Below are 16,111 nucleotides of genomic sequence, written 5' to 3'. Positions count from 1 at the left end.
AAACTCCCGATTCGCGGGTATGTCTCCATAACTAGAATGAAGAAAGAGGTGGTGTGCCTTTGATAAACATATATCATATATTCTGAGACAAACGTAGGGATGCAATTCGCTGACCTTACATACGAACAAAGGAGCCTGCAGATGATGATCAAGTTGAAGAGCTTTGCGCTGGCATTCGCAACCTGTGGCGTCCTCGTGACGACCGCGGCGTCTGCCGATGTCAAGATCGGTGCGGTATATCCATTCAGCGGCGCCCTTGCCTTGCTGGGTCAGGAAAGCTTCCGCGGACTGGAAATCGCCGTCAACGAAGTCAACAAAGCCGGCGGGCTCAATGGCGAGAAGATCGATATCATCAAGGCCGACGCCGTTGATCCTACGCAAGCTGTATCCGAAACCAAGCGGCTTACCTCGCAGGGGGTAGCGGCGGTGTTCGGCAGCTACGCCTCGGGTATTTCGTATGCCGCAACGCCCGTCACCGAGCTGGCAGGCATTCCCTATTTCGAGCTCGGGGCCACAGCACACAAGATCACGACGCGGGGCTATAAGTATCTGTTCCGCAGCAACCCCAATACCGGGCTGTATGGCGTTTCCGTCGTCAATGCGCTGCATGAAACCATTGCCCCGGGCATGGGCATGAACAAGGACAACATCGTCATCGGCATCATCCACGAAGATGGCCCCTACGGCACCGACGTCGCAGCCACCGAAAAAGCTCGCGCGGCCGAGCTGGGCTACAAGGTTGCCGAAGTGTTGCCCTATTCGGCCAAAACCGTTGACCTATCATCCCTGATACTGCGGCTCAAGGGCGCCAATGTGAACGTCGTGCTTCACACGGCATATCAGAACGACGCTATCCTGTTCTTCAGCCAGGCCAAGGCAGCAGGTTTCGAGCCCAAGATCATCATCGGCGCCGGTGGCGGTTATTCGTTGGCCGACACTGCCAAGGCGGTTGGGCCCGGCATCAACGGCGTGTTCGATCTCGACTTCCCGCAGGCATCGATCAACCCCGCAGGCGCGCCCGGCCTCAAGGAGTTCCTGAGCGCCTATAAGGCCGCCTACAACGCCGAGCCCCAATCGGGTCACAGCCTGGCCAACTATGTCGGCGCAAAAGCCTTTCTGGAAGCCATGGCCAATGCAAAATCCACCAACCCGGACAAGATCCGCCAAGCCGTCCTCGCATACAAGAAAGCACCTGGCACCACGGCCAACGGCTGGGCCTTCTCATTCGGCGAAGACGGCCAGAACAACGCCTCCACGTTCTACCTGATGCAATGGCAGGATAACAAACTGGTCACTATTGCACCTCCCGATCTCGCTCTGGGCAAGCCTATTTTCAATAAGCAATGATGATCGCTGCGCTTTAAAAAACATGGGCATCCTTCGGGATGCCTGGTTTTTTCTGATTACTTGAGGTTGTGCCATGGATATCTTCATCCAGCTGCTCATCAACGGACTGCTGTTGGGTGGCGCCTACACCATCATCAGCCTCGGCCTGACGCTGATTTTTGGCGTCGTGCGGGTCGTCAATTTTGCCCACGGTGAGTTTCTGATGATCGGCATGTATATGGTTTACCTGCTTGCCGCCAATATCGGAATTCACCCCTATGCAGGCCTGGTCCCCATAGCGATCATTCTGTTTGCGCTGGGTGCGCTCACGCAGAAAGTCATCATCGAGCCGCTGCTCGACGCCGACGAGAGCATACAGATCTTCGCCACGGTCGGCCTGTCCACCATGCTGCTCAACCTGGCACTGGTTGTGTTTGGGGCAAACGTGTTTCGGGCATCCGTCGAAACCGGGATCACGCCAATTTCTGTCGGCGGCTATACCATGGTCTCGGGCCAGATCCTCACCTTTCTGGTAGCCATAGGCTTGGCCGTACTGCTGCATATATTCATGCACCGCACCTATCTTGGCCGCGCGCTGCGCGCCGTGGCCCAGCATCGTTATGCCGCCATGCTAATGGGCGTGAACGTCAAGCATGTCTATATCATCGCGTTTGGGCTGGGCACCGCCTTCGTCGGGATCGCCGCAGGCTTGCTGGCGCCGCAGTATCCCGTCTTTCCGACGGTGGGCACCTATTTTGTTCTGACCGCATTTGTCATCGTGGTGCTGGGCGGCATGGGCAGCCTGTACGGCGCCGTCGCCGGCTCCATGATCATCGGTATCGTTGACACGTTGGCTGGCTATTACATCGCTCCCGACCTGAAGGAGGTCGTCTACTTCGGCATTTTCCTCTTGATACTTGTCGTCAAGCCTAACGGTCTGTTCGGCTTTGGCACAGAATAATAGGAGCGAGCCTTGTTTCCCGACTTTCGCAGCCCCAAGGCCTATGTCAGCGTCATTCTGATGGCCATCATGCTCCTGATCCCTGTGATCATGGGCACCGCATTCTGGACCAATCTATTTGTCCTGCTTTTTGTCTTCTCCGCCCTGTCGGTAGCGTGGAATATCGTGGGCGGCTACGCCGGCCAGCTATCGCTCGGGCACGCCGTGTTCTATGGCATAGGCGGGTACACCGCCACACTGCTCACCCAAAACTTTGGTATCACGCCTTGGGTGGGGATGTTTGCCGGCGCCATCATCTCAGGCGCGGTGGCCGTCATCATCAGCTACCCCACCTTGCGCCTGAAAGGGCCTTTCTTTGCCCTGGCCACCATCGCCATCCTTGAGGTGGTGCGTCTGCTCGTGATCCACGAAGAAAGCTGGACGGGCGGTTCGAGCGGCATCAGCCTGCCCCTTAACATCGGTTGGGCCTGGATCGTGTTCCGCGAAAAGATGAACTACGTCTACATCGCGTTCTTTCTTTTCGTCATGGTCGTATGGGCCTCATGGATGGTGCGCAAGTCGCGCATGGGCCACTACCTTATTGCTATTCGCGAACGCGAGGACGCCGCCATGGCCGTGGGCATCGCAACGGCCAGGATGAAGATCCGGGCCGCTGTGATTTCCGCCATGCTCACCAGTGTCATCGGCACCTTCCACATTACCTACCTGACTTTTGTCGATCCTGCCTCTGCCTTCTCGCTGGAGTTGTCGATCCAGATCGCCATGTTCGCGCTGATTGGTGGGCTGGGTACCATCTCGGGGCCAATTGCCGGCGCGTTCCTCGTCGTACCCGTCGCGGAACTTGCGCGCGGCTGGCTGAGCGCCGTGGGCAACGGTATGCATGGCCTGGTCTACGGCATCATCCTGGTCGTCGTGGTATTGACCATTCCCCATGGGTTGGCGGGTGCGTTTGGCCCCCGCATCGAACGGATGCTGAACAGGCTTCCCTACCTGGGCACCCGGCCCACACGGGTTGAGCACAAGGAAGAAATGGCCAGTGGCCATGTCATAAACCGTGGGCAAGTGGTGCTGAAAGCCGACAGGCTCTTCAAGAGCTTTGGCGGCCTGAAGGCTACCGATGATGTCTCTCTGGAGCTGTATCAGAACGAGATCCTGGCGATCATCGGGCCAAACGGGGCAGGCAAGACTACAGTCTTCAACCAGATGTCGGGGTTTCTGCGGCCAGACAAAGGCACGGTCTCGCTGCTCGACCGTGAAGGCAACTGGGTGCATAGCAAGACACCGGACGAGTTCGCACATAGAGGGCTGGGCCGCACCTTTCAGACAGCAAAGCCATTCACAGGGCTCACGGTGCTCGAGAACATTATGCTGGGCGCCTTCATCAACACCTCCAATCGCGATGAGGCGGAACAGGTCGCCCTGCGGATCGCCGAGCAAACCGACCTGACCCGGTATCTGCAGACCGAAGCGCGCAATCTGACCGTGGGCGGCATGAAGCGCCTGGAGATCGCCCGCGCGCTTGCCATCCGCCCCAAGGTCCTGCTTCTGGACGAGGTCATGGCAGGTTTGAACCCAGCGGACCTGGAAAAAGCCGTCAAGATGCTGCGCCGCATCCGCGACTCGGGGGTATCCATCTTGCTCATTGAGCACATGATGCAGGCCACCATGGCCTTGTCCGACCGGATCATCGTCATCAATGAAGGCAAAGTTCTGGTCAGTGGGCCACCCAAGGAAGTGGTCGAGAACCCGGCCGTCATCGAAGCATATCTGGGCAAGGAGTTCGCCGATGCTTAAGGTTTCCAATCTGCATTCGGGCTATGGCAAGACACAGATACTCAACGGCCTGAATTTTGAAGTCAACAAAGGCGAGATCGTCACCTTGATCGGCGCTAATGGCGCGGGCAAGACTACGACGCTGAAAACATTATGCGGCGTTATTCCCGCCATGTCGGGCACCATAGAGTTCGAAGGCCAGAATCTGGCCGGCAAAAACACCCATGACATCGTGGAAAGCGGCATCAGCATGATTCCTGAAGGGCGGCAGCTGTTTCCCAACTTCACCGTGCGCGACAACCTCATCATGGGTTCGTTCAAACGCTCGGCACGGCCTATCGTCAACCAGAAAATGGAAGAGGTGCTGCAACTCTTTCCTAGGGTCAAGGAGCGCCTGAACCAGTTGGCAGGCTCCCTGTCGGGCGGCGAACAGCAAATGGTGGCCATCGCACGCGGAATGATGGCCGATCCCAAGCTGCTCATGTTCGACGAGCCCTCGCTCGGGCTCTCACCGATTCTGGTGCAACAGATGTTCGATATTGTGCGCGACATCACCAACCACGGCGTGACTGTACTGCTTGTTGAGCAGAACGTGTTCAAGACGCTGCGCCTGGCCGATCGCGGCTACGTACTCGAGAACGGCGCCATCGTCATGACGGGCACCGGTGAAGAGCTTCTGGGCAGCGCACATATCAAAAAGGCCTATCTGGGCCACTAAGAGCAAGCGGGAAGTAAACATGCTGAAGCCAGTCAAGCATCGATCATGACCATTTGCGACGGCGACGGCGGCGGCGGCGGCGAGCAACCGGCATATCGGCAGGACCGCGCTGAACATCAAGGATGAAGCATGAAATTCGAGAATAAGACTGCACTGGTCACAGGCGCCGCGGGCGGCATCGGTTCCGCCATCGTCAGAGCCCTAGTCACCGAAGGCGCCCGCGTGGGCATGGTCGACACCAATGCCGGTGCAGGCAAGGCCCTGGAAACGGAACTGAAGGCGGCCGGCCACAAAGTGCTGTACGTAAGCGCCAACGTTGGCGAATTTACCGAATGCGAAGCGGCTTTTTCCGCCATCAAGGCAGAGCTTGGCGCCGTCGATATCCTGGTCAATAACGTAGGCATCTCGCCCAAACAGAACGGCAGGGCATTAAAGGTCTGGGAGATGCCGCCGCAGGAATGGGATACCGTGGTGTCGGTCAACCTGAACAGCGCCTTCTATATGACCCGGCTCGCCGCGCCGGACATGATGCGCAAGCGCGAAGGGCGCATCATCAATATGTCGTCCGTGGCAGGCAAGGCCTACTGCGATATCGTCGCCGCCCATTACGCCGCCACCAAGGCGGCACTGATCGGAGCGACACGGCACTGGGCCGCTGACCTGGGCGAATACAACATCACCGTCAATGGCCTGGCGCCCGGCCGCATCAGCACGCCCTTGCTGAAAATGGTATCCCAGGAAACCAACGATGCTGTCGCACAGGTCACAGCCCTGAAACGCCTGGGCACGCCTGAGGAGGTTGCGGACGCCTGCGTTTTTTTTGCGTCAGACCAAGCGCGGTTTGTAACGGGCCAGATACTGGATGTGGCGGGCGGGTGGTTGATGACCTGAGCATGAAGCTCAAGTACACCCAGCACGGCGTTTTATCGCATTTTGCATGCAAAACGCCCCAAAAATTGAAGCCATGTTCAATTTTTGGGGCGTAGACCATAAGCCCAAGGCGCGCCGGTGGTTGGTTCGCGACGCTGCCCCGGGGCTACCTTAGAACGGAATATCGTCGTCCATGTCGGCCAGGTTTGCGGGGGCGGACTGGGGTGCGGCGCCACGTTGCTGCTGCTGCGCCGGGCGCTGGCTGCGCTGGGGAGGTGCCTGGTTGAAATCGCCGCCACCACCGCCGCCGCCCATTTCGCCGCCTTCACGGCCGCCGAGCATCTGCATTTGGTCGGCAACGATATCGGTGCTGAAGCGATCTTGCCCCGTTTCTTTGTCTTGCCACTTGCGGGTTTTGAGGCGGCCTTCGACGTAGACGGAACGGCCCTTGCGCAGGTATTCGCCGGCGATTTCGGCCAGGCGGTTGTAGAACACGACGCGGTGCCACTCGGTTTCTTCACGGCGTTCGCCGGTGGCCTTGTCTTTCCATGTCGATGTGGTGGCGATCGAAACATTGCAGATAGCCGCGCCGTCGGGGCTGTAGCGGACTTCGGGGTCGCGGCCGAGGTTGCCGACGAGAATGACTTTGTTGACTGAGGCCATGACAGTAATACCTATGAGAACTGGAAAACCGGCGCGCGCAATAACCACGACGGCTATTTGAAGAAGACCGGGCGAAAACCACGGCCGGCCAATGCATCATTATCGACGATAAATCCGCGCCTTTCCACCAGCCTTGGTACAAGCACGCATGACAAAACAGCCCCGCCTGGTCAGTTGGGTTGACGGAAGCCGCGCGAGGTGAGAAACCAGACGAAAGCCAGGCCGGAGGCCAGCAGGAATACCGCCGAGCTGCGGCCGCTCGCGGCCAGTAGCCCGCCAGTGGCGCCCCCCAGGAAAACCCCCAGGGACTGGGCCGTGTTATAGAAGCCCAGCGCCAAGCCTTTGTATTCAGGCGGCGCAACGCGCGACACCAGGGAAGGCTGCAGCGCTTCGAGAATATTGAAAGCGATAAAAAAACCGATGAGGGCCACAACAATGGCCAGGAAGCTCTGGCTGGCCAGCGGCATGAGCGCCAGCACCACGACCAGCGCCGCCACCGAGATCTCAAGGGCGACTTTGTGGGCGTGCCGTGTTTCGGTGTAGAACACCGCAGGCACCATCAGCACGAAGGACAGCAAAATGACAGGCAGGTAGACTTCCCATAGGCTGGACGACGCATACCCACCCAGCTTTTCAAGCAGGCCGGGCGCCACGATGAACAGCGCCATCAAGATGAAGTGCAGGCAGAACACACCGAAATTCAGGCGCAGCAGGTCGGTGTGCCCGAGTACATCGCGCGGGCTGGCCTGCACGATGGGCGTGCCAGCCTGGGGCACGGACGGCACCGCGAAGGCGGCGATCAACAGACAGGCGAAGCCCAGCAGGCTAATGGCCCAGAACAGGCCCGAGAGGCCGAATTCGCCCACCAGCATGGGCGAGAGCACAAGCGATACGGCGAAGGATATGCCGATAGAGCCGCCCACCATGGCCATGGCGCGTGTGCGCACCTCGGGGCGGGTGGCATCGGCCACCCAGGCGGTGATGGCCGCCGATACGGCGCCCAGGCCCTGGATGATGCGCCCGGCAAGCACCCAGTTGATGTTTTCGGCCAGCGCACAGATGACCCCGCCGATGATGAACAACAGCATCCCGAAGATGATGACCGGACGGCGGCCGTAGCGGTCGGACGCCATGCCGAGCGGAATCTGCATCACAGCCTGGGTAAGGCCGTATGCCCCAAGTGCCAGGCCGACACGTGCGGCATCGTTGCCCCCCGGCAGCGTCTGCGCCACCACGGCGAACACCGGCGTCAGCAGAAACAGGCCCAGCATACGGGCGGCAAACAGCATGGCCAGCATGACACTGGCCCGGCGCTCTGTAGGCGTAAGCCGCAGTTTGGCGCGAGGCCTTTGCGTGGAGGAGGAGTTGTGCGTGCTCATAAGGGAACGATCAATTAAACCATAAGGCCCGCCGCGCGCGTGCCGGCCAGGGTGGCACGGGCGATGGATGGCCCGGCGCGTTATAGTAACAAGTTGGCCTTTTGAAATCCCCGCACGCAACCAGCCAGACAGAGCCAGACAGCAAGCATATGGAATCGATACGCATCCGTGGCGCCCGGACGCACAACCTCAAGAACATCTCCGTGGATCTGCCCCGGCGCAAGCTGGTCGTGGTCACGGGGCTGTCGGGTTCGGGCAAGTCGTCGCTGGCATTTGACACGCTGTACGCGGAGGGCCAGCGGCGCTACGTCGAAAGCCTGTCGGCCTATGCGCGCCAGTTTCTGCAACTGATGGACAAGCCTGACGTGGACTTGATCGAGGGCCTGTCGCCGGCCATTTCGATCGAACAGAAGTCCGCGGGCCACAACCCGCGATCCACTGTGGGCACGATCACAGAAATCCACGATTACCTGCGCCTTCTGTACGCCCGTGTGGGCACCCCCTATTGCCCTGATCACGCCTTACCCCTGCAGGCGCAGAGTGTGAGCCAGATGGTCGACAAGGTGCTGGCTCTGGCTCCCGAAACCAGGGTGGCCATCCTGGCGCCCATTGCCCGCGCGCGCAAGGGCAGTTTCGAAGAAGAATGCGCTGGGTTGCAGGCACAGGGCTTTGTGCGCCTGCGCATCGACGGCGAAATGGTGTCCATCGACGAGCAGCCGCCGCTCAAGAAAACCGAAAAGCACGACCTGGACGTTGTGGTGGACCGTCTGCGCATACGGCCCGAAAGCCAGCAGCGCCTGGCCGAAAGCTTTGAAACTGCAATCAAGCTGGCTGATGGGCGCGCCATTGCGCTCAACATGGACAACGGTGAGGAAATACCGTTTTCCAGCCGCTACGCCTGCCCCGTCTGCCATTACAGCCTCACTGAGCTCGAGCCGCGGCTGTTCAGTTTCAACAATCCCATCGGCGCCTGCCCCACCTGTGACGGTCTGGGCGTCGTTGAAGTGTTCGATCCCAGGCGGGTGGTCGCCTTCCCTGAGCTTAGTCTGGCCAGCGGTGCTATCAGCGGCTGGGACAAGCGCAATGCCTTTACGCATACGCTGCTTGCCAGCCTGGCCGCGCATTACGGCTTCGACCTGGACACACCCTTTGAGGCGCTGCCGGAAGACATCCGCCAGCGGGTGCTGTACGGCTCGGGCGACGAGCAGATATCGTTTCTGTACATCAACGAGAAAGGCCGCACCACCGTCAAGAAGCACCCATTTGAAGGCGTCTTGCCCAATCTGGAGCGTCGCTGGCGCGAAACTGACTCCAGCGCAGTGCGCGAAGAGCTGGGCAAATACCGCCAAATCAAAGTGTGCCCCGATTGCCACGGCTCGCGTCTGCGGCCCGAAGCACGCAACGTGCTGTTGGGCGGCGGGCCCGGCGACGGCGGTCGCGCGATCTACGAAATCGAGGCACTGTCGCTGGCGACTTGCCTGCCGTGGTTCCAGAATCTGGCGCTAACGGGCGCCAAGAAAGAAATCGCCCAACGCATTGTGCGCGAAATCGAAGCTCGGCTGCAGTTTCTGAATAATGTCGGGCTCAATTACCTGTCGCTCGACCGCAGTGCCGACACGATCTCGGGTGGCGAAGCGCAGCGCATCCGCCTGGCCAGCCAGATCGGCTCGGGCCTGACGGGCGTGATGTACGTACTGGACGAGCCCTCTATCGGCCTGCACCAGCGGGACAACGATCGCCTGATCCACACCCTGCATGACCTGCGCGACCTGGGTAACAGCGTGATCGTGGTGGAACACGACGAAGACATGATACGGGCCGCCGATTTTGTGTTGGACATGGGGCCTGGCGCAGGCGAGCATGGCGGGCAGATCGTGGCGCAAGGCAGCCCCATCGAGCTCGCCGCCAACCCCAACTCACTGACCGGCCAATACCTTACCGGCGCGCGCCGTATCAATATCGGCACGCACCGGCCCGTTACACCAGACCAGGACTGGCTGGTGCTCAAGGGCGCGCGCGGCAATAACCTGAAGAACGTCGACCTGGCCATCCCCGCCGGGCGCCTGGTGTGCATCACGGGCGTCTCAGGGTCGGGTAAATCCACCCTGATCAATGACACGTTGGCCACCGCTGTGGCACAGAAGCTGCACCGCGCCCAGACCGAGCCAGCGCCCTACGACACACTGGAAGGCCTGGAGCATTTCGACAAAATCATCAACGTAGACCAGAGCCCCATCGGCCGCACGCCACGCAGCAATCCGGCCACGTATACGGGCATGTTCACACCCATCCGCGAACTCTTTGCCGGTGTGCCCGAGTCACGCACGCGCGGCTACGACCCGGGCCGGTTCTCGTTCAACGTCAAGGGCGGCCGATGCGAAGCGTGCCAGGGCGACGGTGTGGTCAAAGTGGAGATGCACTTTCTGCCCGACATGTATGTGCCCTGCGACGTATGCAGCGGCAAGCGCTACAACCGCGAAACCCTGGATATCCGCTACCGCGGCCGCAACATCAACCAGGTGCTGGACCTGACCGTCGCGCAGGCGCTGGATTATTTCGACGCCGTGCCTTCGGTGGCGCGCAAGCTGACAACGCTGATGGACGTTGGCCTGTCTTATCTGCGGCTGGGCCAAAGCGCCACCACGCTGTCGGGCGGTGAAGCGCAACGCGTGAAGCTTTCGCTGGAATTATCCAAGCGCAGCACCGGGCGCACCCTGTACATTCTCGACGAACCCACCACGGGCCTGCATTTCCAGGATATTGCCCTGCTGCTGGATGTGCTGCGCAAGCTGGTGGAAGGCGGCAATACGGTTGTCGTCATTGAGCACAACCTGGACATGATCAAGGCGGCGGATTGGGTGGTGGACATGGGCCCCGAAGGCGGCGACGGAGGCGGGCGCATCATTGCACAGGGTACGCCGCGCGATATCGCAGCCACGGCCGGCAGCCACACCGGCCGCTATCTTGCACCGCTGCTGCGGCGCCACCAAGACACGCCCTCACCAGGCCCGGTGCCGACCTCTACAGGTGAGAGTCACCACCCATCCTGAACAACTGGGTGTGCTCGCGAATGGCAAAGCGGTCTGTCATGCCCGCGATATAGTCGGCGATGGCGCGCGCCTGCGCCACTTCGTCATCGCGACGGTACTGCTGCGAGAGTAGCCGGGGGTCATCGATGAAGGCGGTGAAGAGTTCGCGCACGATCTGCCGCGCCTTGGTTGTCATGCGCATCACGCGGTAGTGCCGGTACAGATTGTCCATCAGGAAGCGCTTGAGCGCGTCGGCCTGGCGCCGCATCGCAGGCGAGAAGGCGGCCAACGGCGGCGCCGCGCGCACGTCGTCGGCGCTGGCCGGGCCATGGCGGCGTATGTTTGCCAGCGTCGTATCGGTCAGGTCGATCACCAGCGTATTGATCATGGCTCGCACAACCTCAGCCACGAGGCGGCGGTCGTCGATGTTGGGGTACTTGCGCCGCACCTGGGCATGGTGTGTGGCGAACAGTTCCAGCACCAGCAGTTGATCCACAGTGATCAGCCCGGAACGCACGCCGTCGTCGATATCGTGATTGTTGTAGGCAATCTCATCGGCCAGGTTGGCGATCTGGGCTTCCAGCGACGGTTGCGTGCGCTGCAGGAAGCGCTCGCCCACATCGCCCAGCAGGCGCGCATGCGACACCGAACAATGCTTGAGTATGCCTTCACGCGTTTCGAAGCAAAGGTTCAGCCCATTGAAGGCGGCATACCGTTCTTCGAGCTCGTCGACCACACGCAGGCTCTGCAGGTTGTGCTCGAAACCGCCTGCTTCCGGCGCCAACTCGCGCATGCAGGCATTGAGCTCATCCTGGCCCGCATGACCAAATGGCGTATGACCCAGATCGTGCGCCAGGGAAATAGCCTCGGTAAGGTCTTCGTGCACCGCCAGATTACGCGCCAGCGAGCGCGCAATCTGCGCCACCTCGATGCTGTGCGTGAGCCGTGTGCGGAACAGATCCCCTTCGTGGTTGATGAAAACCTGGGTTTTGTACTCGAGCAGGCGAAATGCGTTGCAGTGAATGATGCGATCACGGTCGCGCTGAAAGGCGTTGCGCCCGGTGGGAGGCGGCTCGGTATGGCGACGGCCGCGGGAGGCTTCGGGATGACACGCATAGGGCGCCAGCATAATCATTCTTGCCTCCGGCGCGTCAGGCCGGCGCGCCCGCTCGGGCCAGCACTTCGTGCAGCGCCGCTTCGGCGGCCGGCTGTACGCAGGCTTTACCGACCTCGGGCAGCAACACAAACCGTATTTGCCCGCCCTCTGCCTTTTTATCCACCTGCATCAAGTCAAGCCAGCGGGCCAGGCCGAGATCAGGCGGCGAGACAGGGCAGCCTATGGCCTGCACCATGTCGCGCACCCGCTGCACATCGGCCTGCGGCAGACCCAGCTCCAACGCGGAAAGTTCCGCAGCCTGAACCATGCCACAGCCCACGGCTTCGCCATGCAGCCATACGCCATAGCCCAGGCCGGATTCGATCGCATGGCCGAAGGTATGGCCCAGATTGAGAATGGCCCGCAGTCCGGATTCGCGTTCGTCCTGCGACACCACGTAAGCCTTGAGTTCACATGAGCGACGAATGGCATAGGCGATTGCCTCGGGCTCCAGGGCCCGCATACCCGCCGCATTTGCCTCGCACCACTCGAAAAACGAGCGGTCGATGATCAGGCCATACTTCACCACCTCGGCCAGGCCGGCGGAGATTTCGCGCGCGGGCAGGCTGGCCAGCACGTCTGTATCGATCTCGACCGCGATCGGCTGATAAAACGCGCCGATCATGTTCTTGCCCAAAGGATGATTGATGGCTGTTTTGCCGCCCACCGAGGAGTCCACCTGCGCCAGCAGCGTGGTGGGCACTTGGACGAAGCGGATGCCGCGCATATAGCTGGCGGCCGCGAAGCCGCACATGTCGCCGATGACGCCGCCACCCAGCGCCACCAGAACCGCCTTGCGGTCGAACTTGTGTCGCAGCAGCGCATCGAAGATCAAGTTCAGGGTCTGCCAGTCTTTGTGGGCTTCGCCATCGGGCAGCTCGATGCGGATCACCGGCTTGCCCGCGGCCGCCAGGGCACGCTCGGCACGTGTGCCGTACAGCGCAGCAATGGTGGGGTTGGTGACGATGGCGATCGCGGTAGCATCGGCCGGGATGCTCTGGGCCAGGGCATCGAGCCGGCCTGCACCGATATGAATGGGATATGCGCCGCCCGGCGTGTCAACAGGCACGGTAATCATGTTTCGACCTCATGTTGCTGCAGCAAGGTAAGCAGGTTGCGGGCGATCTGCGCCACGGGGGTGTCGCCGGTGTCGACCGTAATGTGGGCCACGCTTTCATAAAGGGGCTCGCGCTGAGCCAGCAGTTCGCGCAGGCGCGCTTTTGGGTCTGCCGTCTGGAGCAGGGGGCGGCTGCGATCGCGCGCCACACGACGATAGAGCTCATCCGCGCTGGCGCGCAGGTACACGACCAGCCCGCGCTCTTTGAGATGACGACGGTTTTCAGGTGCCAGCACGGCGCCGCCGCCGGTGGCCAGTACGATATCGCGGCGCCGGGTGCATTCTTCGAGGACACTGGATTCGCGTTTGCGGAACCCTTCTTCGCCTTCAATGTCGAAGATCAGCGTAACCCGTACGCCGCAGCGCGCTTCTAGTTCATGATCCAGGTCGATGAACTCGCGATGCAGCAAGCGTGCAAGCTGGCGGCCGATGGTGGTTTTGCCCGCCCCCATCATGCCAACCAGAAATATCGGGCAGCTAGCGGCCGGTGTGGCAGGCTGGCGCTGTGGCCCCGCCTCGCCGTCAGGTAAAGAATGAGTCATTTGTGTATTATCCCACTTGCAATCCGCCCGTCCCGGCCTTCCAGCATCACTCGGTTACATAAACCTGTTGTGCAAATCATAGTCTGATCGCGGTTAGACTTAAAATCGCCCTTGATGAGTTCTTCTACAAATTCCCAAAACGACAGCACCGGCACGCCCCATTCATGGATCGGCCGCTTCGTGTTCAAGGCGGCCATCTTCGTGGTGGGGCTAGGCGTCTGCGGCGCATTACTGCTGTCGCTTGCGCTGGCGCTCGCATGGCCCAATCTGCCCGACCTGAGCGCCATGATCGACTACCGTCCCCGGGTGCCCCTGCGCATCTATACGGCCGACAAAGTCCTTATAGGCGAATTCGGCGAAGAGCGACGCAACGTGCTGCGTTTCGATGAAATCCCCGATGTCATGAAATCGGCCATTCTAGCAGCCGAGGACGACAGTTTTTACAAGCACGGCGGCATCGACTGGACCGGCGTGGCGCGCGCAGCGCTGGCCAACCTTACCCACATGTCCAAGACACAGGGCGCCAGCACCATCACCATGCAGGTGGCGCGCAATTTCTACCTGTCATCCGAAAAAACCTACACCCGCAAGTTCTACGAGCTGCTGCTTACCTTCAAGATCGAAGCCACGCTCACCAAAGACCAGATCCTCGACCTGTACATGAACCAGATTTACCTGGGTCATCGTGCATACGGGTTCGCAGCGGCGTCGCGCACATACTTCGGCAAGCAGTTGGCCGACATCACCCCCGCCGAAGCCGCCATGCTGGCCGGCATCCCCAAGGCCCCGTCGCGGCTCAACCCCATCGCCAGCTTCCAGCGCGCGCGTGATCGCCAGCTTTATGTGCTCAGCCGCATGCACAGCCTGGGCTACCTGAACGATGCCGAATACGAGCAGGCCAAAAACCAAGAAATCATCCTCAAGTCGGCACCCGGCACGCCTGCGGGCGGCTATGCCATCCACGGCGATTACGTCGCCGAGCTGGCACGCCAACTACTCTACTCGGTATACCAAGACAACATCTATTCACGCGGTTTCAACGTCTATACCACGGTGCTGTCCACCGACCAGGAAGCCGCCTACCAGTCGGTGCGTGATGGCATTCTCGACTACACCCGGCGCGCCGTGTACCCGGGGCCCGAAGAAACCATCGACCTGCCTGCGGGCATTGAAAACAAGCCCGAAGAGTTCAATGCGCTGATCGACGGGCTGCAAGAAAAATACCCCGACGACGACGATCTGTTGACAGCCGTGGTGCTCGAGGCCAACCCCAGCAAAATCCGCGTGGCGCGCTCGGCCAAAGAGATCATCGAGATCACTGACAAAGACGCGCTCAAAATTGTCGCCCGCGGCCTGGGCAAGAACGCCAAGGAGCAGTACCGCATTTCGCGCGGCTCGGTGGTGTATGTACACAAGAACGGCGACCACTGGGAAGTCATCAACATGCCAACCATCCAGGCGGCATTTGTCTCAGTGCGCCCGCAAGACGGCGCCATCCAATCCATGGTGGGCGGCTTCGACTTCGCCGAGGGTAAATTCAATCGCGTAACACAAGCATGGCGCCAGCCCGGCTCTGCGTTCAAGCCCTTCATCTACGCCTCGGCGCTCGAACGCGGCCTGACGCCGGCAACGCAGGTTTCCGACGAACCCTTCATGCTCACAGCCGCGCAAACGGGCTCCAAGGCCTGGACGCCCAAGAACTACGGCAACAAGTACGAGCCCATGCTGACGCTGCGCGAAGGGCTCTACAAATCGAAAAACATGGTGTCCATCCGCATCATGCAGGCGGTCGGCCCCAAATACGTGCAAGACTACATCACCCGTTTTGGCTTCGACCGCGAGCGCCAGCCTGCCGTGCTGCCACTGGCACTGGGTGCGGGCAGTGTCACGCCGCTTCAGTTGGCGGGCGCCTTCTCGGTATTCGCCAATGGCGGCTATCGCGTTCCGCCCTATCTCATCGATCACGTCACCGACAGCAGTGGCAAAGTCATCATGCAGGCCAAACCGGTTGTTGCCGGCGATGCCGCCGCCCGGGTCATCGACCCGCGTACGGCTTACGTCATGAACGACCTGATGCGTGGCGTGACCAAATACGGCACCGCCGCACGTGTAGGCCGGGAGTTCAAACGCACCGATATCGGTGGCAAGACCGGCACTACCAACGATTCCAACGATGCCTGGTTTGCCGGCTTCACGCCCAAGCTGGTCGGCATTGCCTGGATGGGCTTCGATCAGCCGCGCTCCATGGGCCAGGGTGAAACCGGCGGCGGTGCCGCACTGCCGATTTGGGCAGGCTATATGCACGAGGCCCTGAAGCGTGTGCCGCCCACAGAGCCCGGTCCCATGCCCGAAGGGCTCAGCAAGATCAACGGCGATTACTACTTCTCGGAGTTCCCGCCAGGGCAGGCTGTGGCACGCGTCGGCCTGCCCGCGCCGTCCGACGTCGATACCTTCCCTGTGCCCGGCACCGGTGGTCGTGGTGGCGTGCTCGACGGCATTGGCGACCTGCTCAACCAACTAGGCCGCCGCGGCAACGTTCCACCGCCGCCAAACGTGCCCTTCTGACGCCGATCCGGC

General features: G+C 60.9%; 12 protein-coding genes. 7 read left to right on the top strand and 5 right to left on the bottom strand.

Annotation, left to right across the window (positions count from 1 at the left end):
- The first annotated feature begins 144 nt into the window (after positions 1-144).
- The 5 genes from LOL23_RS04550 to LOL23_RS04530 all read left to right on the top strand — a co-directional run bounded on the left by LOL23_RS04550 (position 145) and on the right by LOL23_RS04530 (position 5,669).
- Entirely contained in the window at positions 145-1,347 is a 1,203-nt protein-coding gene (locus LOL23_RS04550; protein WP_160977849.1) for an ABC transporter substrate-binding protein, read from the top strand.
- A gap of 73 nt (positions 1,348-1,420) precedes the next feature.
- The gene (locus LOL23_RS04545; protein ID WP_160977676.1) at positions 1,421-2,287 is read left to right on the top strand and encodes a branched-chain amino acid ABC transporter permease; all 867 of its coding nucleotides are present in this window, start codon (positions 1,421-1,423) and stop codon (positions 2,285-2,287) included.
- 12 nt (positions 2,288-2,299) lie between these two features.
- A complete protein-coding gene (locus LOL23_RS04540; RefSeq protein ID WP_160977674.1) occupies positions 2,300-4,081 on the top strand; it encodes a branched-chain amino acid ABC transporter ATP-binding protein/permease in 1,782 nt (593 codons plus the stop codon).
- Complete coding sequence (locus LOL23_RS04535) at positions 4,074-4,778, top strand: ABC transporter ATP-binding protein (protein WP_160977672.1); 705 nt, start codon at positions 4,074-4,076, stop codon at positions 4,776-4,778. The genes LOL23_RS04540 and LOL23_RS04535 overlap by 8 nt, the downstream gene beginning before the upstream one ends.
- Positions 4,779-4,907: 129 nt before the next feature.
- On the top strand, positions 4,908-5,669 hold the full coding sequence (locus LOL23_RS04530) for an SDR family oxidoreductase (RefSeq protein ID WP_160977670.1): 762 nt from the start codon (positions 4,908-4,910) through the stop codon (positions 5,667-5,669).
- A gap of 150 nt (positions 5,670-5,819) precedes the next feature.
- Here LOL23_RS04530 and ssb read toward each other — a convergent pair whose 3' ends face one another.
- A complete protein-coding gene (ssb, locus tag LOL23_RS04525) occupies positions 5,820-6,311 on the bottom strand; it encodes a single-stranded DNA-binding protein (protein WP_160977668.1) in 492 nt (163 codons plus the stop codon).
- A gap of 170 nt (positions 6,312-6,481) precedes the next feature.
- On the bottom strand, positions 6,482-7,690 hold the full coding sequence (locus tag LOL23_RS04520) for an MFS transporter (RefSeq protein ID WP_160977666.1): 1,209 nt from the start codon (positions 7,688-7,690) through the stop codon (positions 6,482-6,484).
- A 149-nt stretch (positions 7,691-7,839) separates the two neighbouring features.
- Here LOL23_RS04520 and uvrA point away from each other — a divergent pair, with 149 nt between their 5' ends.
- Entirely contained in the window at positions 7,840-10,740 is a 2,901-nt protein-coding gene (gene uvrA, locus LOL23_RS04515; protein WP_237173215.1) for an excinuclease ABC subunit UvrA, read from the top strand.
- Here the strand turns inward: uvrA and LOL23_RS04510 are convergent.
- Genes LOL23_RS04510 through LOL23_RS04500 form a run of 3 tightly spaced genes read right to left on the bottom strand, consistent with a single transcriptional unit; the run spans position 10,712 to position 13,534 of the window.
- A complete protein-coding gene (locus LOL23_RS04510; protein WP_160977662.1) occupies positions 10,712-11,854 on the bottom strand; it encodes a deoxyguanosinetriphosphate triphosphohydrolase in 1,143 nt (380 codons plus the stop codon). The genes uvrA and LOL23_RS04510 overlap by 29 nt on opposite strands.
- A gap of 16 nt (positions 11,855-11,870) precedes the next feature.
- Positions 11,871-12,953, bottom strand: a complete 1,083-nt coding sequence (gene aroB / locus LOL23_RS04505) for a 3-dehydroquinate synthase (protein WP_160977660.1) — start codon at positions 12,951-12,953, stop codon at positions 11,871-11,873.
- A complete protein-coding gene (locus tag LOL23_RS04500; RefSeq protein WP_160977658.1) occupies positions 12,950-13,534 on the bottom strand; it encodes a shikimate kinase in 585 nt (194 codons plus the stop codon). Before LOL23_RS04500 ends, aroB begins: the two co-directional genes overlap by 4 nt.
- A gap of 114 nt (positions 13,535-13,648) precedes the next feature.
- Here LOL23_RS04500 and LOL23_RS04495 point away from each other — a divergent pair, with 114 nt between their 5' ends.
- A complete protein-coding gene (locus LOL23_RS04495) occupies positions 13,649-16,099 on the top strand; it encodes a penicillin-binding protein 1A (RefSeq protein WP_160977656.1) in 2,451 nt (816 codons plus the stop codon).
- Positions 16,100-16,111: the final 12 nt, after the last annotated feature.

Source organism: Paracandidimonas lactea, from assembly GCF_021653995.1.
GTDB lineage: Bacteria > Pseudomonadota > Gammaproteobacteria > Burkholderiales > Burkholderiaceae_B > Allopusillimonas > Allopusillimonas lactea.
Note: the sequence above shows the minus strand (reverse complement) of the source record. Positions and strands in the feature narration are given on the sequence as shown.